Source organism: Rhodococcus sp. NKCM2511 (genome assembly GCF_014905595.1).
Classification (GTDB): Bacteria; Actinomycetota; Actinomycetes; order Mycobacteriales; family Mycobacteriaceae; genus Rhodococcoides; species Rhodococcoides fascians.
Map to the genome: position 1 here is coordinate 21045 of NZ_BNHJ02000003.1, position 17865 is coordinate 38909.

General features: G+C 65.0%; 18 protein-coding genes. 10 read left to right on the forward strand and 8 right to left on the reverse strand.

Annotated elements, in window-relative coordinates; genetic code table 11:
- Positions 1-218: 218 nt before the first annotated feature.
- Positions 219-1007 (forward strand): RsiV family protein, encoded by a 789-nt coding sequence (locus JLZ96_RS19500; protein WP_201011053.1) that lies wholly within the window; start codon positions 219-221, stop codon positions 1005-1007.
- Positions 1008-1037: 30 nt separating this feature from the next.
- A complete protein-coding gene (locus tag JLZ96_RS19505; protein WP_201011054.1) occupies positions 1038-1940 on the forward strand; it encodes an alpha/beta fold hydrolase in 903 nt (300 codons plus the stop codon).
- 9 nt (positions 1941-1949) lie between these two features.
- On the opposite strand, the gene JLZ96_RS19510 is transcribed toward JLZ96_RS19505, so the two are convergent.
- Genes JLZ96_RS19510 through JLZ96_RS19525 form a run of 4 tightly spaced genes read right to left on the reverse strand, consistent with a single transcriptional unit; the run spans position 1950 to position 5178 of the window.
- Positions 1950-2273, reverse strand: coding sequence for a putative quinol monooxygenase (locus JLZ96_RS19510; protein ID WP_032365151.1), 324 nt, complete (start codon positions 2271-2273; stop codon positions 1950-1952).
- A gap of 46 nt (positions 2274-2319) precedes the next feature.
- On the reverse strand, positions 2320-3345 hold the full coding sequence (locus tag JLZ96_RS19515; protein ID WP_037188594.1) for an NAD(P)-dependent alcohol dehydrogenase: 1026 nt from the start codon (positions 3343-3345) through the stop codon (positions 2320-2322).
- A gap of 5 nt (positions 3346-3350) precedes the next feature.
- Positions 3351-4133, reverse strand: coding sequence for an iron-sulfur cluster assembly protein (locus JLZ96_RS19520; protein ID WP_201011055.1), 783 nt, complete (start codon positions 4131-4133; stop codon positions 3351-3353).
- A 1-nt stretch (position 4134) separates the two neighbouring features.
- Positions 4135-5178: an amidohydrolase family protein gene (locus JLZ96_RS19525; protein ID WP_201011056.1), complete on the reverse strand. Its 1044-nt coding sequence runs from the start codon at positions 5176-5178 to the stop codon at positions 4135-4137.
- Positions 5179-5328: 150 nt separating this feature from the next.
- On the opposite strand from JLZ96_RS19525, the gene JLZ96_RS19530 reads away from it, so the two are divergent.
- Together JLZ96_RS19530 and ligD are read left to right on the forward strand one after the other, a co-directional pair.
- Positions 5329-6795: a helix-turn-helix domain-containing protein gene (locus tag JLZ96_RS19530; RefSeq protein WP_051365423.1), complete on the forward strand. Its 1467-nt coding sequence runs from the start codon at positions 5329-5331 to the stop codon at positions 6793-6795.
- Positions 6796-6867: 72 nt separating this feature from the next.
- Positions 6868-7815, forward strand: a complete 948-nt coding sequence (ligD, locus tag JLZ96_RS19535; protein ID WP_201011057.1) for a non-homologous end-joining DNA ligase — start codon at positions 6868-6870, stop codon at positions 7813-7815.
- A 68-nt stretch (positions 7816-7883) separates the two neighbouring features.
- Here ligD and argG read toward each other — a convergent pair whose 3' ends face one another.
- A complete protein-coding gene (gene argG / locus JLZ96_RS19540) occupies positions 7884-9299 on the reverse strand; it encodes an argininosuccinate synthase (RefSeq protein WP_201011058.1) in 1416 nt (471 codons plus the stop codon).
- Positions 9300-9321: 22 nt separating this feature from the next.
- On the reverse strand, positions 9322-10026 hold the full coding sequence (locus tag JLZ96_RS19545) for a FadR/GntR family transcriptional regulator (protein ID WP_032399576.1): 705 nt from the start codon (positions 10024-10026) through the stop codon (positions 9322-9324).
- Positions 10027-10128: 102 nt separating this feature from the next.
- On the opposite strand from JLZ96_RS19545, the gene aspA reads away from it, so the two are divergent.
- The 4 genes from aspA (at position 10129) to JLZ96_RS19565 (ending at position 14302) form a co-directional block, all read left to right on the forward strand.
- A complete protein-coding gene (gene aspA, locus JLZ96_RS19550) occupies positions 10129-11568 on the forward strand; it encodes an aspartate ammonia-lyase (protein ID WP_027498436.1) in 1440 nt (479 codons plus the stop codon).
- Positions 11569-11572: 4 nt separating this feature from the next.
- A complete protein-coding gene (locus tag JLZ96_RS19555) occupies positions 11573-13006 on the forward strand; it encodes an amino acid permease (protein ID WP_027498435.1) in 1434 nt (477 codons plus the stop codon).
- Positions 12999-13919, forward strand: coding sequence for an asparaginase (locus JLZ96_RS19560; RefSeq protein WP_201011059.1), 921 nt, complete (start codon positions 12999-13001; stop codon positions 13917-13919). Before JLZ96_RS19555 ends, JLZ96_RS19560 begins: the two co-directional genes overlap by 8 nt.
- Before the next feature lie 62 nt (positions 13920-13981).
- A complete protein-coding gene (locus JLZ96_RS19565; RefSeq protein ID WP_201011060.1) occupies positions 13982-14302 on the forward strand; it encodes a hypothetical protein in 321 nt (106 codons plus the stop codon).
- Here the strand turns inward: JLZ96_RS19565 and JLZ96_RS19570 are convergent.
- Positions 14267-15073 carry an MOSC domain-containing protein gene (locus tag JLZ96_RS19570; RefSeq protein WP_201011061.1) on the reverse strand — a complete coding sequence of 269 codons (807 nt, stop codon included), beginning with the start codon at positions 15071-15073 and terminating at the stop codon, positions 14267-14269. The genes JLZ96_RS19565 and JLZ96_RS19570 overlap by 36 nt on opposite strands.
- A 21-nt stretch (positions 15074-15094) precedes the next feature.
- Here JLZ96_RS19570 and JLZ96_RS19575 point away from each other — a divergent pair, with 21 nt between their 5' ends.
- Positions 15095-15667 (forward strand): isochorismatase family protein, encoded by a 573-nt coding sequence (locus JLZ96_RS19575; protein ID WP_201011062.1) that lies wholly within the window; start codon positions 15095-15097, stop codon positions 15665-15667.
- 28 nt (positions 15668-15695) lie between these two features.
- Here the strand turns inward: JLZ96_RS19575 and JLZ96_RS19580 are convergent, their stop codons facing one another.
- Entirely contained in the window at positions 15696-16298 is a 603-nt protein-coding gene (locus JLZ96_RS19580; RefSeq protein ID WP_201011063.1) for a hypothetical protein, read from the reverse strand.
- 49 nt (positions 16299-16347) lie between these two features.
- Between JLZ96_RS19580 and JLZ96_RS19585 the strand changes: the two genes are divergently transcribed.
- Positions 16348-17760, forward strand: a complete 1413-nt coding sequence (locus tag JLZ96_RS19585) for a glucose-6-phosphate dehydrogenase (NADP(+)) (protein ID WP_201011064.1) — start codon at positions 16348-16350, stop codon at positions 17758-17760.
- Positions 17761-17865: the final 105 nt, after the last annotated feature.

Genomic DNA, 17865 nt, shown 5'->3' on the forward strand with positions numbered 1-17865 from the left:
TGTATACAGCACCAACCGTGAAAGTGAACGCAAAGGAAACTAGTAATGAAAGCGCGTTCATTTGGGCATCCTCGCGGAGCTCCAGTTTTGGATTGCCCGAATCGGGTGCGGGCAGCCGCGCTGACCCTCTTTGCCAGGCTGCTTGTGAGTCGAGATTGAGCGCGGTCAGCTGCACCCGATTCGTGGTACCCGGTGCCGCGATGTGGTTAGGGTCGGGCATGACTCGTATCTGCTCGATGGTCGCGGCAGTGGCCGTGACCGCGGCCTTAACGGGCTGCTCCACCTCGGGAACCGCCACGCCGGCGTCGGCTCCGACGATCACCGAAGTCAGGGTCACGACCGAGCGCGCCGAGCCGACGAGCACAACTCCGCCTCCCACCTCGAGTGCCGCCGAGCCGTACGTCGTCGGCAGTACGCGCATCACCGGATCGACAGCGCGTGCGACCTACGACGTCGCGATTCCACAGCTGAGCGGCGGCAATCCGGCCGTGACGGCGGAGTTCAACGAGTCGATGCGCGCCGCGCTCCAGGATCAGATCGACCGCGAGTACGGGAACGACTTCGCCCTCAGCGACGGCTACTCGACGGGTACGACCTATGTCGGGCGGCGCGTGATCAGTGCCGAACAGATCACCGATTGGATCGCCGTACCGCCCGGAGCGCACGGTAATTCACTGCTTGCAACCGTGACCATTGATGCCGATACCGCACAGCCGATCACGCTCGGTGATGCCTTCACCGACCTCGATGTCGGTCTGTCTCGACTGTCCGATCGAGCAGCGGCAATTCTCCCGTCCACCCGCGCGGGCGCGAGCTTCGAGCGCTCGGGCATCGAGCCGACGGTGGCCAACTTCGGCAACTGGACGGCATCGCCGGAAGGTATGAACATTCACTTCGGTGACTACCAGGTGGGGGCCTATGGCATCGGCCTCGTCACGATCACAATCCCCTGGACCGACCTCTCGGATGTTCTCGCTCCCGGCATGCAGGACGTGTTGAGCAGCTGACCCTCAGCCCGGCAATGCGAGCATGGACCCATGATGATTCGCGCAGGGGTGCTGGAGGTTGCGTACGAACGCGTCGGTGATCCGTCGGGTCGATCGGTAGTGCTGATGCACGGGTTTCCGTACGACCCGCGCAGTTACGACGACGTCGCCAGGCTGCTCGCTCAGTCCGGCTACGACGTGGTGGTGCCCTACCTGCGCGGTTTCGGACCGACTCGCTTCGTCGACGCCGACACGATGCGCTCGGGTGAACAGGCTGCGATCGGCCACGATCTTCGCGAGCTGATCCTCGCCCTGGAGCTGAACGACCCCATCGTCGCGGGCTACGACTGGGGTGGCCGAGCGGCGTGCGTCGTCGCCGCGCTGTGGCCGGAATTGGTGTCCGGTCTGGTGATCGTGTCCGGGTACCTCGTGCAGGACATCGAGGCGGCGGTGTCCACGCCCGTGCTGCCGCACCTCGAGAAGCGGTATTGGTATCAGTACTACCTGCACTCCGAGCGCGGCCGGGCCGGGCTCGCGGCCTACCGCGCCGAGATCGCGCAGACACTGTGGACGGATTGGTCGCCGACATGGAGGTTCGGGGACTCCGAATTCGCGGCCACCGCGCCATCGTTCGACAACCCCGATTTCGTGGATGTGTCCGTGCATTCCTATCGGCACCGATACGGCATCGAGGCGGGCGACGCCGCTTACGCCGCGACGCAGGAGTTACTGACACGGCAACCGGCGATCACGGTGCCCACGGTCGTGATCGATCCGACCGAGGACACCGTCGCCTCGCTGTACGGCCGCCCGGACCACACGGCGCACTTCACCGACCTGATCGATGTTCGTCAGGTCGAGTGCGGCCACAACCCGCCCCAGGAGTTGCCGGGGCAGTTCGCCGACGCCGTCATGACGCTCGGCCAGGTGATCCGGGATCGCGAAAGGGATTAGACGAACGAACTAGTCGACCGCGAGCTCGCCCAGTTCGTTCCAGTCGGTGCCGTCGACTTCCTGGCTGATGATCTTCGGCGTCTCCACCAGATACGGCGGGAGATCCTTCTGGGCCTGCTTGAAGTGATCCGAATTCACATGGGCGGCACCGGCATCAGGGTCCTTGAACGCCTCCACGAGGACGTACTCGGTGGGGTCGTCGAGGGTGCGGGACCAGAAGTACCAGAGGCATCCTTCCTCGGCCTGGCAGGCCTCGGTGAAGTCGCGCGAGATCTCGGGCCAGTTGTCGGCGTGCTCGGGCTTCACCTTGAACTTGGCGGTGATGAAGATCAACGTTGCTCCCTGTGGTTGTAGTGACGAATCTGGGTTGTACCCGATTTCACGGTACGAGAATCGCGCGGCCGCGAACCCGTCCGTTGTCGAGGTCGTCGATGGCGCTCTGGAAGTCGTCCAGTGCGTATGTCTGCGTGTGCAGGTTGACGGCACCACGGGCGGCGAGGGACATCAAGTCGCACAGGTCGTTGTAGGACCCGACGAGATTGCCGACGATGTTCTTCTCCGCCGACACCAGGTCGATGGTCGGCACGTCGACGTTCTCTCCGTACCCGATGACGTGATAGTCGCCGGCCCGCCTCGTCATGGCCAATCCCTCTGCGGTGGAGCCGTTCTCGCCGACGAAGTCGAGTACCACCTCGGCTCCGAAGCCGCCGGTGAGTTCCATGACCTGATCGACCTGACTGCCGTCGGCGACCACCGCATGATCGGCCCCCAAGGTGAGCGCGAGTTTCACGGCGTCGGCATTGCGGTCGATGACGATCAACTCGGCGGGGGAGAGTGCCTCGAGTACCTGAATGCCGATGTGGCCGAGGCCGCCTGCTCCGATGACGACGCACTTGTCGCGGGGAGTCAGCCGCCGGGCTGCTTTGGCTGCGGCGTGATAGGCCGTCAGTCCGGCGTCGGCGAGCGCAGCGACCGCGGACGGTTCGAGCGAATCGTCGATCTTGACGACGGTTCGCGCATTGGTCCGTAGGTAATCGGCGTATCCACCGTTGGTGTCGATACCCGGGAAATCGCTCGTCTCGCAGTGGACGTCGTCGCCCGAGCGGCACGCCCGACACAACCCGCACGTGACGAGTGGATGCAGAATCACCTTGTCGCCCTCGCGGACGTTGGTGACGGCCGATCCGACGGCATGTACCCACCCGGCGTTCTCGTGGCCGATCGTGTAAGGCAGTGTGACGCCGGATTTCTCGGCCCACTGGCCTTCGAGGATGTGCAGATCGGTACGGCATACGCCGGCACCGCCGATCCTGACGATGACGTCGAGTGGGCCCCGTACTTCTGGAATCGGAACCTCGGTCATCTCCAGATTCTTGTGATATCCGACGACCTGGACGGCGCGCATCGAACTCATGAAACATGCTCCTGTGTAGTGCGGAGGGGGACAGTGAGAGTGGTGAGAGGAACGAACGCACCCTCCTCGCGGGGGACTTGCTGTTCCTCCGCGCCGGGGTAGCGGGTCTGCAGCAATCCGCGGCAGAAGTGGGCGTTGCCGTCGATCGAGACTCGGGTGGCGCGGGCGCGTCGCATCACCATCGTCAGGTCGCCGGTGTGCGGGCGACCCGCATGATCGACCAGTGCCGGTGCGGCCGGATCGGTCCGCAGGCCGAGAGCCTCGCGGCGGCGAAGCAGCGCGGTCGAGGTGCGATCGTCCGGTAGATCTCCGAGAACCACTGCGGCCAAGTCGTTCTCGGTCGAGTCGGGATTGGCGCGCAACCACGCCATGAGCGACCGTTCCATCGCCGCCACATAGGCCTTGCGGCGAAACGTCGCGCGTAATTCCTCGAGGTCCTCCTCGGCCTCGTGCCCGAAGGTGCCGCGGTAGCCGGCGTCGGCGGCGAGGCCGGCATTGATCTTGTCCGAGTCGTGGTGATCGTCGAGTTCGACGAGAACGTGCTCGGTCCACGGCAACGCCGTCAACACATCTTTCGCATCCCCCGACATCAGGTACGCGAAGTTCGGTGAGCAGAACGACGTGGGCAACCGCAGATGAACGTGCACTGTCCCGTCGTCGACCTCGAGGGATCGCACGAACCCGAGATCGGTGATCGGCTCGTCCAATTCGGGATCCAGGACGACTCCGAGGGCGGCGTAGGCCTCGTCGTGCCTCGACAGGGTTGCAACGACCGTCATCTCACACCGCCACAAGGTCGGCGCGTTCGGGCTGACGCGGTCCGGTCTCGGTTTCGTTCGCGTCGGGCAACTGCAGTTCGGCCGGCACCGGGATGTCGTAGAGCTTGGCGGCGTTCAGTCCGAGCACCTTCTTCTTCTGTTCGAGCGTGATCGGTGCGTATTCGTCGAGGGACTCGTGGATCTGGAAGTCGACGAACCCTTCGACCAACCACTTGGGCGTCCACAGCGCGTAGTCCGAGGAGAAGAAGATGCGGTCCTCGCCCAGCCAGTAGAGCAGCTCGCCCATGATCTGACCGAAGTACTTCGGGCGCGTGTGCATGAACGGGATGGCGACCGCGAGGCCGGCGTACACGTTGGGCTCCTGGGTGGCGATCCAGCAGAAGTCCTCCAGGCGCGGAAGGCCGCAGTGCTCGACGACGAAGTTCAGATCGGTGAAGTCGGTGGCCACGTGGTCGACGTCCGCCACGTCGAACGCATCGCGATCGAGCGGGCGGATGGTGGGTCCCTTGTGCACGTGGATGTTCTTGATGCCGACCTCGCGGCACACGTCGAGGTAACGCCGGGTCCAGTCGTCGTCGAGCTTGTAACCGCGAGAATCGCCGTGCCAGTCGGCCGTGTAGAGCTTGACGCCCTTGAGCCCGAAGCGTTCTGCATCGGCACGCAGCTGGTCCAGGCCACGTTCGCCGTTGCGTGGGTCGAAGTGATGGTTGTAGGTCAGCTTGTCCGGGTGAGCTGCAGCGAGCGCCGATGCTTCGTCGGTCTGGCCGAACCCGCGGTGATAGAACTCGCCCAGGTGAGCGGGCTGGAAGATGGCGTGGTCGACGTATCCGATCTCGAACAGGTCGCGCATCAACCGATCGCCGCCTTGGTAGAGGTACTCGTCGTAGGTCCACAGCTCGCTCTCGGGGGAGAGGTTGCGGTGGTAGTCGTAGAAGCAGTCGATGAACTGCTTGCCGTGGATGTTGCGCTGGTTTTCCTGCCGCGCATCCCAGAGCGCGACGTGGGCGTCCACGATGAAGTAGTTCTCGCCGTTCTTGCTGTACATGGCTGACCTCCAGAGACTGTGCGTGACGTCTGTCACAAGCGATCTGTGGATGACGGTAGGCGCGGCGGAGGCTCGACGAAGTGGCGTGATGTCTCAATTCGAGACGCTGGTTTCGGATCCATGGCGACCAGCGAATGTAACCTGAATCACATGGCAGATCCCGAGGGTCTCGTACGGGCCCGCTTGCACTCGGAGCCCCTTGCTGCCGTGTCGCATCGGTTGCTCGCATCGTGGCACCGAAGCCAGGAATTCGGAGTGCCACTCGAAGACGTCGTACCCGCATTTTCGGGCACCTACGACGGCGAATCGCTGTTTTACCGATGTGGACGCGAAGTGCTCGACGGACTGCGCGACACGTTGGCGAACGAGCCGGTGTCGATGATGCTGACCGACGCCGACGGTCTGGTGCTCGATCGAGTGAGCGCGGACCGCGAGCTGTTGGCCGCGCTCGACCGTGTGCATCTGGCCCCCGGCTTCTCGTACGGCGAGAACCAGGCGGGCACCAACGGCCTCGCCCTCGCGCTCGCCGATCGAATTCCCGCAGTGGTGCGTGCCTCGGAGCATTACTCGCTTTCGCTCACCGGGTACACCTGCGCCGCGGCGCCGGTGCTGAACCCGATGACGGGCACCGTGGAGGGCTGCGTCAACCTGACCACGTGGTCGGAGTCGTCGACGGATCTGCTGCTGGCCCTTGCTCAGTCGGCGGCAGGGAACACCGCGGCGATGATGCTCGCGCGAGCGCAGGGACAGCACGCGCGTCCGGCACCACGTGGGACGGTCTTTCGCGTCGAAGCGTCATCGGGTCGGCCGGGCGCGGGCAGCGTCCCGACGCTGTCGACGCGGTGGAATCAGGCTCTCGCGTCCTCCGAAACAGCTCTGAGCCAACATGATTCGGTCCTGCTGGTGGGAGAACCGGGAACCGGACGTGCCACGATTCTGGCCCGAGCGCTGCGTACCATCCGCCCACGGGGTCGAATTCTGAGTGCCGGAGTTCCGGCGGCACGAGACGTCGATGCCTGGCTGGACCTGTGGACGCCCGAGCTGCCCAAGCCGGACACCGCAGTCATCGTCCGCGACGTAGACCGTCTTCCGGCGCGAGGGGCAGACGCGTTGGCGGAACTGATCTCTCGTGTCGGTGACGGCGTGCCCGTCACCCTGACAGCCTCCGATTACGACGCTGTTCCCGCTGCCCTGGCGCAGTTGGTGCGTTCGGTCGTCGAGGTCCCGCCGCTGCGCGATCGGCCCGAGGACATCGCTCCGCTCGCTCGGCATCTGGCATTGCGGGCACGTGGACGCGAGGTCAGCCTGACCGGGGACGCCGAACGAGCCCTCGTCGGATATTCGTGGCCGGGAAACGTCACCGAGCTGGCGACGGTGATGCACGAGGCGGCGGTCCGCGCCGACGTCGTCGGCGTCAATCACCTGCCGCCCGAGGTGCTTTCGCGGACCACCCAACGTCTGACACGAATCGAGACGTTCGAGCGCGACGAGATGATTCGAGTACTCAGCCGGCCCGGCATCACGATGAATCAGGCGGGCGAGGAACTGGGAATGAGTCGGGCCACGATCTACCGCAAGCGAGACCGCTACGGCATCACGCTGCGTTCCCACACGTAGCTCCGGTGGACCTGCGAGAAAATCTCCGACTTCCGAGCGCGCGCGGCCGCGGGTACATCTAGTGTCGCTGGTATGGCATCTCCGGCAATAGAACTCGAGGTGGGCACGCGCACGGTGCGCATTTCCAACCCCGATCGGGTGTATTTCCCCGAGAGCGGTGCCACGAAGCTGGACCTGGTGAACTACTACCTGAGCGTCGGCGACGGCATCGTCCGCGCGTTGCGGGAACGGCCGTGCATGATGCATCGCTTCCCCAAGGGCCTCGCCGGTGAAAAAGTGCACCAGAAGCGGGTGCCGCACGGAGCCCCGCCGTGGTTGGAGACCGTCGAGGTGACGTTCCCCCGCTACAACCGCACCGCGGACGAGCTGTGCGTGACCGAATTGGCGCACGTGGCGTGGGCGGTGCAGATGTCGACGGTGGAGTTCCATCCGTGGAACTCGCGCCGCGCCGACGTCGAGATGCCCGACGAATGGCGCATCGACCTCGATCCGATGCCCGACTGCCCCTTCGACCGGGTCCAACGCGTCGCCGGCGTGGTGCAGGACGTTCTGGGAGATCTCGGCGCTGTCGGCTGGCCCAAGACCTCGGGCGGTCACGGTCTGCACATCTACGTTCGCATCGACCCCGCCCACGGCTTCAAGGATTTACGACGGGCTGCACTGGCATTCGCGCGGGAGGTGGAGCGCCGCGCACCCGAGGACGTGACGACGACGTGGTGGCGCAAGGATCGCGACCCGTCGAAGTTGTTCGTCGATTACAACCAGAATGCCCGCGACCACACGATCGCCAGCGCGTATTCGGTGCGGGGAAACCCGAAAGCGACTGTGTCGACACCCATTTCATGGGCCGAGGTACCCGACGTCGATCCACGCGAGTTCACGATCTTCACCGTGCCGGCCAGATTCGCCGAACTCGGCGACCTGCATGCGGGTATCGACGACGCGGTGTTCGCCATCGACGAGCTACTCGAGTGGGCGGAGCGCGACGAGCATCAGGGCCTGACGGAGCCCGAGGAGTAGCCGAACTCGAAGTTATGGACGGAAATCGGCAGAAATCCGTCCATAACTTCGAGTTCGGCAGCCAGAAGTCAGTCGGTGCCGGACTCGATTGCGGCGTGGTCGAGGGCGGCGGAGTCCACGGAGTTCTCGGCGCTGCTGGCGGCGATGGCGTCGGCTCCACCGGGGGCGAGTTCGCCGATCAGGTCGCCCCAGGCGGTCAGCTGATCCTGGGCGGCGTACTGCTCGAGTTTGCTGCGCGAATCCGCGATGTCGAGGTTGCGCATCGTCAACTGGCCGATGCGGTCGCCGGGGAAGAAGGCCTGGCCCTGGCTGCGTTCCATCGACAGTTTCTCGGGGTGGTAGCTGAAGTTGCTGCCCTGGGTGTCGACGATGGTGAAGTCCTGACCGCGGCGCAGGCGAACCGTCACGCTGCCGCTGACGACGTTGCCGACCCAGCGCTGCAGGCCCTCGCGCAGCATGAGCGCCTGCGGATCGAACCAACGGCCCTCGTAGAGCAGGCGTCCGAGGCGGCGGCCCTCGTTGTGGTACGAGGCGATGGTGTCCTCGTTGTGGACGGCGTTGACGAGCCGCTCGTACGTGATGTGCAGCAGTGCCATGCCCGGGGCCTCGTAGATGCCGCGACTCTTGGCCTCGATGATCCGGTTCTCGATCTGGTCGGACATGCCGAGCCCGTGGCGTCCGCCGATGGCGTTGGCTTCCATCACCAGGTCGACGGCACTGTCGAAGGACTTGCCGTTGATCCGAACGGGACGGCCACGCTCGAAGTCGACGGTGACGTCCTCGGCTGCGATCTCGACCTCGGGGTCCCAGAAGCGGACACCCATGATGGGCGAGACGATCTCGAGGGATGTGTCGAGGTATTCGAGACGCTTCGCCTCGTGGGTGGCACCCCAGATGTTGGCGTCGGTGGAGTACGCCTTCTCGGCCGAGTCACGGTAGGGGAGGGTGCGCTGGGTGAGCCACTGCGACATCTCGTGCCTGCCGCCGAGCTCGGCGACGAATGCCTCGTCGAGCCACGGCTTGTAGATGCGCAACTCGGGGTTGGCGAGCAGGCCGTAACGGTAGAACCGCTCGATGTCGTTGCCCTTGTACGTCGAGCCGTCGCCCCAGATGGAGACGCCGTCCTCCTGCATCGCGCGCACGAGCAGCGTGCCGGTCACCGCGCGGCCGAGGGGAGTGGTGTTGAAGTACGTCTGCAGTGACGATCGGATGTGGAACGCGCCGCAGGTCAGTGCCGCGAGGCCTTCCTCGACCAGCGGTTCGCGGCAGTCGATCAGCCGGGCCTGCTCGGCACCGTACGCAAGGCCGCGGGCGGGTACGTCGGACAGATCCGGCTCGTCGTACTGGCCGATGTCGGCGGTGTAGGCAAACGGGATCGCGCCGTGCTCGCGCATCCACGCCACGGCCACCGAGGTGTCGAGACCACCGGAGAATGCAATGCCGATTCGTTCACCGACCGGGAGAGAGTTCAATACCTTCGTCACGGCCCGCAGCTTAGTCGTACGGTCAGCTGGGCCGATCGGCGAGCGACTCCACTGCACCACGGACGGCATCGAGGTGGGCGGTCATGGCGCGGGCTGCTGCGTCGTAATCGCCGGATCGGATACCGGCGACGATGGCGTCGTGCTCGACGTTGGACTGCTGCTGCCGGTGCGCGACGAGGTTCAACGTTTCGGACTGCCGCGTCAAGGCATCTCGGATGTCGACGACGATCGACTCGAACACGCGGTTCCTGCTGGCCCGCGCGATCGCGGTGTGGAACTGCGCGTCCAACAGGACCCAGGCCTCGTGGTCGTCCTCGGAACGCATCTCGTCGGCGAGGCCGGAGAGCACCGCCAACTCGTCGTCGGTACGTCGTTCGGCCGCCCACCCGGCTGCGGGTACCTCGACGTGGGGTCGGGCATCCATGAGTTCACGGGCCTCGTAATTGCCGATGTCGAGGTCGCTACCCACTCGATCACGGACGACGAAGGTGCCGAGGCCCGTCTTGGTCTCGGTCAGACCGAGCGCGTGGCACGAGCGCAGCGCCTCGCGGATGACGGAACGACTGACGCTGTGCCTCGCGGCCAGCGCCGCCTCGGACGGGAGCTTCTGCCCGACGGGGAGCTTTCCCGACGAGATCGCGGCACGCAGGTCGGCGAAGACTGCCTCGGCGGCGCTCATGCGGGCATTGGTGGGCGCACTGACTGCCCAGCTGTCCGACAGGTTCATGCAGTGATCCTATCCCGGGGTTGACCGACGAGGTGTTCTACGCCACACTCTACCTGTCAGACAGCCGGACAGCTGGACACCCTCTGAAGGAGCGCACCCACCGTGGCCGATACCCGCATCGAGAAAGACCTTCTCGGCGAACGCGAGATTCCGATGACCGTCTACTGGGGAATCCATACCCTGCGCGCGCTGGAGAACTTTCCCATCACGGGGCGGCCGATCTCCACCAACGCCCACCTCGTCCGCGGGCTCGCAGCCGTGAAGTGGGCGGCCGCGGCGGCCAATCAGGACCTCGGAATACTCGACGCCACCCGCGGGGAAGCGATCCGGGCCGCGTGCCAGGAAATTCTCGACGGCCAGTGGCACGAACAGTTCGTCGTCGACGTCATTCAGGGCGGCGCGGGTACGTCGACCAACATGAACGCCAACGAGGTCATCGCCAATCGTGCCCTGGAAATCCTCGGCCACGCGCACGGTGACTACTCGATGCTGCACCCCAACGAGCATGTGAACGCCTCGCAGTCCACCAACGACGTGTATCCGACGTCGGTGAACATCGCGACCATCTTCGCGGTGCACGAGCTGATCGCATCGATGAAGGTCCTGCGAGATTCGTTCTCCCGCAAAGCAAGCGAGTTCGCCACCGTCGTCAAGATGGGCCGCACCCAGCTGCAGGACGCGGTGCCGATGACACTCGGTCAGGAGTTCGGCACCTACGCGATCATGATCGACGAGGACTGCTCACGGCTCGAGGAAGCCGCGCTGCTGGTGCACGAGATCAACCTCGGGGCCACGGCCATCGGCACCGGGCTCAATGCTCCTGCCGGATACACCGAATCGGCCGTCGCGCACCTGCGCACCATCACCGGCCTGCCGTTGGTCACCGCAACGGACCTCATCGAGGCAACGCAGGACGTCGGTCAGTTCGTGCACCTGTCGGGTGTGCTCAAGCGCGTCGCAGTGAAACTGTCGAAGATCTGCAACGATCTCCGGCTGCTGTCCTCCGGGCCGCGCGCGGGCTTCAACGAGATCAATCTGCCTCCGATGCAGGCGGGTTCATCGATCATGCCCGGCAAGGTCAACCCCGTCATTCCCGAGGTTCTCAATCAGGTTGCCTACGAGGTGATCGGCCACGACGTCACCATCACGATGGCCGCCGAGGCAGGACAGTTGCAGCTCAACGCTTTCGAGCCGATCATCGTCAAATCCCTGTCCGACGGTATGGCGCATCTGAGTGCGGCCTGCCGGACCGTCGCGCATCGGTGCGTCGACGGCATCACCGCGAACGTCGATCTGCTGCGTGAGCGGGTGGAGAACTCGATCGGTCTGGTCACCGCGCTCAGCCCGTACCTCGGGTACGTGGAGTCGACGGCCATTGCGCAGGAAGCGCTGGTCACCGGCCGCAATGTCGTCGACCTGGTGCTCGAGAAGGGCCTGCTGGCGCGAGAAGAGCTGGATCGATTGCTGAGCCCCGAGCATCTCGCGAATCTGCGGGTGGCTCCCACCGAGCATTCCGTTGCTCCCGAGACGTCGACGAGGTAATGCGATGAGCACCGAGAACCCGATCCAGAAGCAGGCCTTCCGCGAGGAGGAGCTGGGGTATCGAAAAGAGCTGGCTCCGCGCCAGATTCAGATGATCGCCATCGGCGGCGCGATCGGCACCGGCCTGTTCATGGGTGCCGGTGGAAGACTGCGTGACGCCGGGCCCGCGCTGGTTCTGGTCTACGCACTGTGCGGCTTCTTCGCATTCCTGATCCTGCGCGCGCTGGGTGAGCTGGTGATGCACCGCCCGTCGTCCGGATCGTTCGTCTCGTACTCCCGCGAGTTCTTCGGTGAGAAGGTCGCGTTCGCAGCCGGGTGGTTGTACTGGATGAACTGGGCGATGACGGCCGTCGTGGACGTGACGGCAGTGGCGCTGTACATGAACTTCTTCAAGAAGTACTGGGCACCACTGGGCAACGTCGATCAATGGGTGTTCGCGCTGGCCGGACTGGTGTTGGTTCTGGGTCTGAACCTGGTGTCGGTCAAGGTGTTCGGTGAGCTCGAATTCTGGTTCGCACTCATCAAGGTCGTGGCCCTGGTGACGTTCCTCGCGATCGGCACCTACTACGTCATCTTCGGCACCCCCATCGACGGCCAGGCTCCGGGTCTGAGCGTCCTCACCGACAACGGCGGTCTCATCCCCAACGGACTGCTTCCGGCGATCGTCGTGATCCAGGGCGTCGTATTCGCCTATGCCTCCATCGAATTGGTCGGTACCGCCGCCGGAGAGACGCAGAACCCCGAGAAGGTCATCCCCAAGGCGATCAACACCGTCATCGTCCGCATCGTCGTCTTCTACGTCGGCTCGGTGCTGCTGCTCTCGCTGTTGCTGCCGTACACCGCGTATCAGGCCGGGGAGAGCCCGTTCGTCACATTCTTCGGAGCGATCGACGTCGAGGGTGCCGACGCGATCATGAACCTCGTCGTGCTCACCGCAGCGCTGTCGTCTCTCAACGCCGGGCTCTACTCCACCGGTCGCATCCTGCATTCGATGGCGGTAGCCGGTTCGGCACCGAAATTCGCGGCCCGCATGAACAAGCAAGGAGTTCCGTACGGCGGCATCGCATTGACGTCGGTGGTGACGCTGCTCGGGGTCGTCCTGAACGCAGTCGTCCCGGCGCAGGCGTTCGAGATCGTGCTGAACCTCGCTGCGCTCGGCATCATCAGCGCGTGGGCCGTCATCGTGGCGTGCCAGCTCAAGTTCTGGTCTCTGTCCAAGACCGGTGCGGTCACCCGGCCTGCGTTCCGGTTGTTCGGTGCCCCGTACACCGGCTACGCAACGCTAGGCTTTCTGGCGTGTGTACTGGTACTGATGGCCTTCGACAAACCCGTCGGTACGTGGACCGTCGCGTCCATCCTGCTCATCGCGCCGATGCTGATCGCCGGATGGTACATGTGCCGCAACAGAATTCGAGAGGTAGCCGCCCGTAATGACTGAGGAGTGGAGCCTGCCGGAACGACCCGACAGTGCTGAGTTCGTCGCGTTGTTGACCACCGGTGGGACGATCGCCAGTAGTCGCGACGAGCACGGGGTTTCTCGGCCGGTCGCAGGCGTCGGCGTCGACATGGACGGCGTGGTGGTGCGCGAGGTGATGTCGAAGGACAGCTCCGCCCTGGACCTCGCCGATCTCGACGCCATTCGCACTGCCGTGGTCGACGCGTTGGCCGAGGACGGCTGCGCCGGAGTGGTGGTGTTGCACGGCACCGACACCATGGAGGAGTCGGCGTTGTACGTCGACCTGTTCCACGACGACGCGCGTGCGGTGGTGTTCACCGGGGCCCAACGCACCGCCGATCATCCGGACCCGGACGGCCCCGCCAACATCACCGCAGCGGTGACGGCGGCGCGGTCCGCGCAGGGAGTGCTGATCGCGTTCGGCGGACGAGTACTGCCGGCCCGCGGGGCGATCAAGAAGCACACTTCCGAACTCGACGCCTTTCGGTCGGCAGCAGTGCCGAGGCCGGACCCGCTGCGGTGGCAGCCCGTCGCGGGAGTGCGCGTGGACGTCGTGGCCCTGTACCCGGGCGCGGACGGGGTGCAGATCGATGCCTGTCGCGAAGCCGGGGCGTCGGGCATCGTGCTCGAGGCGTTGGGCTCGGGAAACACCAACGCTCTGGTGGTGCACGCGGTGAAAGAGGCCGTTGCTGCTGGGCTGCACGTGGTCGTCACGACGCGGGTGCCGTTCGGTGAGACCTCGCCGACGTACGGCGGCGGAGGCGGCGGCCACGATCTGCTCGACGCCGGCGCGGTGTTCTCCCGCGAACTCCGGGCCGGGCAGGCGCGCATCCAGTTGGCGGCGCTGGTTGCCACCGGAGCCACTGACGTGGTTGTCCACAATTCGTTCTCGTAGGCGGGATCGATCCCGCCCACGGAGCCGAATAGTGGACACTCAGCGCACCAGGGAGGCGTGACGTGAGCACGATCGAGATCGAGTTCGCTCCACATTGGGTGAACGCGTCCTTGGTGCGCACGCTGGCGCGGCCGTTCGTGACGATCGACGGCGTGGAGCATCGCCAGTCGTGGTCGGAACCGTCGACCCACGAGCTGGCACCGGGTGGCCACGAGCTCACCGCATTCATCCGCTATCGCGGCACGACATCCGCACTCGGCACCGGGCGGCGACGCGTCGAACTCGGTGCAGAACAGCATCTTCGGCTGCGAGCTCGAAACGGGTGGGCGAACCACATGCCGTTCGAGTTACAGCTCCGATTCGCCCCAGGTCTCGACGCGTAGTTCGTCCCCGACCGAGATGGTTCCTTCCTCGATCACCGAGAATTTCGAACCGAAGGCGACGCCCTTCTGCCGGGCCCGGCGGTAGGTGCCGAGAGTGCGCAGAGGTTCGGGTCCGGTGCGAACACCGGTGCTCTGCTCCACCGTGGTGACGGCGCAGCGGATCGCCAGCTTCGTGTACGTCAATCGTGCGTCGCCGATCGAGATGTCGCGCACTTCGTCCTCGACATGAGCGTCCTGCGAGCCGTCGACGACGATGTTGGGCCGAAATCGGTCGATCGGGAGCGGCGCGTCGAGGCGGGAGTTCAGACCGGCCAGCGTGGCGGTCGAGAGGATGTGGACGGCGGCGCTGTCGGCGAATTGGGCCGAGCCGGGACGGATTCCGTCGGTGACGCGGCCGTGATCGCGGGGCGCGGCGACGAGGCGGGAGGGCTCGCCGATGACGTCGGTGAGCCAGGCGGCGATGTCGTCGCCCTGGTCGATGCCCCGCAGCGGCGTGCCGAACATCGTGACCTCGCGGCCCGCGGAATCGCGATCGACGACGGCGGTGACGCTCCCTGCGCTCTCGTGGCGCAGTGTCAGTGAGCCGTTTTCCACCGAGCAGCGAACGACGGCCAGCACGGGATCGGTGCGTTGGCTGCGGAACGAGCCGTCCGCGTCGACGATCATGAACGCTCGGTCGTGTTCGAGACCGGCTGCGCTCACCCGGACCGAGTCCAGTGCCGTACCGGCACATCCTTTGACGGGATAGGTCACCAGAGACGACACGCGCACCCGTCGAGGATACTGGGACACATGACTCGTGCTCTGTTGGTAGTCGATGTTCAGAACGATTTCACCGAGGGTGGTGCTCTGGCCGTGGTCGGCGGTGGGGAGGTGGCGCGCAGGATCAGCGCGTACCTCGCCCGGAGCGGCGACGACTACGACCTCGTGGTGTCCTCACGCGACTGGCACGACGGCGACAGCGACAACGGTGGACATTTCGCCACCGACGCTGCTCCGGATTTCGTCACCACGTGGCCCGTGCACTGCGTCGCGGGAACGGTCGGCGCGGAATATCACCCGGATTACCGAACCGGCAGCGTCGACGTGCATGTCTACAAGGGGCAGGGCAGACCGTCGTATTCGGCGTTCGAAGGCGTCACCGAGGACGGAACATCCCTGTCCGAGATCCTGAAGTCCAACGAGGTGACGGCCGTCGACATCGTCGGTCTCGCCACCGATTACTGCGTGCTGGCGTCGGCGAAAGATGCAGTGGCACAGCACCTGGACGTTCGGGTTCTCACCGATCTGGTGGCCGGGGTCGCTCCCGAGACCTCCGCAGCAGCTCTCGACGAACTGCGCGAAGTCGGAGCAGCAGTGGTGTGAAACAGCAGTGGTGTGAAACTACAGTGGTCTACGAGTCGATCGTGGTGGTGATGGACGTGACCGACGGTGCCGCGGGGGTGCTGCCGAATCCGAACGTCACCGGGGGAGTGACGGGCGTCAGCGAGCCGAGGTCCTCTTCTTGCCAGGACGCGACGACGTCGACGACGCGGTGCTGGTGCCTGGCTCCGTAGTATTCGCGCCTGCCTCCGCCGGCGCTGCCGCGAGTTCGCACTCCGCGCAGTATCACTCGGGCGATGGGGTCGCTGATCGTGCAGAACCACGGTGCGGTGGACACGGCGTCGGGGACGAGGCTCAGGGCGCGGCCGAGAACCGTCGGTCCGGCCACTCGGATGCGTACCGACAGATTCCCGGCGACGACGGACCGCCACCCGTCGGGCTGGTCGGAGAAGGTGACCGGTACCAGCTCGGTGGAATCGAACGAGTATGTCGCCGTGACGAATTCACGTACCGCCTCGTTCGGGGCCACGAGTAGGCGTCGACCGTCCGCGAATTGGACCATCACATCGGTGAATTCGCCGAGGGGCGAACGCGTCCAGTGTCCGACGACGATGCGCACTCCCGACGTCGTACCTACCCCGTAGATCTCTCCGTGAAACCGTGATCTGGTCATCTTCGTGCACTCTCACCTAGGTAGCACTATGCGGTGCATAGTGGAGGTCATGGCGTCCTCGCAACCCACTGTATTCGTCCTGTTCGGCGCGACCGGAGACCTCGCGAAGCGAATGGTTCTGCCGTCGTTCTACCAACTCCACGTCGAAGGCCTGCTGCCGGAGAAATGGATCCTGATCGGCAACGGTCGCAAGGACTCGTCCGACGACGAGTTCCGCGACCACGTGAAAGATGTGCTCGACGAGTTCGCCGAGAACGTGGCCGACGACGATTGGTCGGCGTTCTCGAAGCGAATCCGTTTCGCGGGCAACGGCTTCACCGTCGACGATCCCGGCAAGCTCCCCGACGTCGTCGCCGACGCCAGGGAAGAGATCGGTGACGACGCACAGCTGGTGCACTACATCGCGCTGCCGCCGAGCACGTTCGTCGACTACACGAAGGCCCTGGGTGCACACGATCTCGCCGAGGGTTCCCGAGTGGTGTACGAGAAGCCGTTCGGCACCTCGCAGCACAACTTCGAGGAACTCGACAAGGCCGTGCACGAGGTCGTGAAGGAGGAACAGGTCTATCGCATCGACCATTTCCTCGGTAAGGAAGCAACGCAGAACCTGCACGTGCTGCGGTTCGCCAACGGCATGATCAGCGGCATCTGGAACTCCGAGCACGTGGAGCACGTGCAGATCGACGTGCCCGAGACACTCGACATCGACGACCGCGCCGAGTTCTACGACGAGACCGGTGCCGTTCTGGACATGCTGGTGACCCATCTGTTCCAGGTGGCCGCCGAGGTCGCCATGGAACCTCCTGCGTCGTTGAAGGCCGAGGATCTGCAGTCGGCTCGCGAAACGGTGATCGGGCAGTTCCGTCCACTCGACACCGACGAGGTGGTTCTGGGGCAGTACGACGGCTACCGCGACGTCGACGGCGTTGCCGAGGATTCGACGGTCGACACGTTCGTGGCCGCGAAGCTGTGGGTGGATACCGATCGCTGGCGTGGGGTGCCGTTCCTGCTTCGTACCGGCAAGATGCTCGGTGCCGGAGCGCAGCGGGTATCGCTGGTGTTCCGCAAGCCCGCCGACAGTCCACTGTCGACGCTGCCCGAAGACGGCGCGGTGCTCTCGTTCGACCTGTCCGGTGACGGCAGCATCGATATCGCCATGACGGTCAAGGAACCGGGACCGGATTTCGACCTGTCCGTCGGGCATCTGTCGTTGCCGCTGAAATCGGTGCCCGACGCGGAGCCGTTGAGCCCGTACTCCCGGCTGATCCTCGATGTACTGAACGGGGACCGATCGCTGTTCACCAGACCCGACGGCCTGGCCCACGTGTGGGAGGTGGCGGCGCCGCTGTTGAACGATCCGCCCGCGGTGAAGAACTATGCGCCGGGCTCGATGGGACCGACGGAAGCCGACGATCTGGCTGCGCCCTGCGGTTGGTTGATCACCGGGAAAACCGAGGACTGATCACCGGAACGGCGAAGAACCGGGTCGGCTTTCGAGCCCCGAAACAGCCGGTGGGTCCTTTTTGTCCGAAACGATGGAATGGATTGCGTCTGGAACGTTATGTTC

Bases quoted from the DNA above. Each gene is read 5' to 3' on its own strand.
- JLZ96_RS19500 (WP_201011053.1), top strand. From the start codon at position 219: ATGACTCGTATCTGCTCGATGGTCGCGGCAGTGGCCGTGACCGCGGCC.
- JLZ96_RS19505 (WP_201011054.1), top strand. From the start codon at position 1,038: ATGATGATTCGCGCAGGGGTGCTGGAGGTTGCGTACGAACGCGTCGGT.
- JLZ96_RS19515 (WP_037188594.1), bottom strand. From the start codon at position 3,345: ATGCGCGCCGTCCAGGTCGTCGGATATCACAAGAATCTGGAGATGACC.
- JLZ96_RS19520 (WP_201011055.1), bottom strand. From the start codon at position 4,133: ATGACGGTCGTTGCAACCCTGTCGAGGCACGACGAGGCCTACGCCGCC.
- JLZ96_RS19525 (WP_201011056.1), bottom strand. From the start codon at position 5,178: ATGTACAGCAAGAACGGCGAGAACTACTTCATCGTGGACGCCCACGTC.
- JLZ96_RS19530 (WP_051365423.1), top strand. From the start codon at position 5,329: ATGGCAGATCCCGAGGGTCTCGTACGGGCCCGCTTGCACTCGGAGCCC.
- ligD (WP_201011057.1), top strand. From the start codon at position 6,868: ATGGCATCTCCGGCAATAGAACTCGAGGTGGGCACGCGCACGGTGCGC.
- JLZ96_RS19545 (WP_032399576.1), bottom strand. From the start codon at position 10,026: ATGAACCTGTCGGACAGCTGGGCAGTCAGTGCGCCCACCAATGCCCGC.
- JLZ96_RS19555 (WP_027498435.1), top strand. From the start codon at position 11,573: ATGAGCACCGAGAACCCGATCCAGAAGCAGGCCTTCCGCGAGGAGGAG.
- JLZ96_RS19560 (WP_201011059.1), top strand. From the start codon at position 12,999: ATGACTGAGGAGTGGAGCCTGCCGGAACGACCCGACAGTGCTGAGTTC.
- JLZ96_RS19575 (WP_201011062.1), top strand. From the start codon at position 15,095: ATGACTCGTGCTCTGTTGGTAGTCGATGTTCAGAACGATTTCACCGAG.
- JLZ96_RS19580 (WP_201011063.1), bottom strand. From the start codon at position 16,298: ATGACCAGATCACGGTTTCACGGAGAGATCTACGGGGTAGGTACGACG.
- JLZ96_RS19585 (WP_201011064.1), top strand. From the start codon at position 16,348: ATGGCGTCCTCGCAACCCACTGTATTCGTCCTGTTCGGCGCGACCGGA.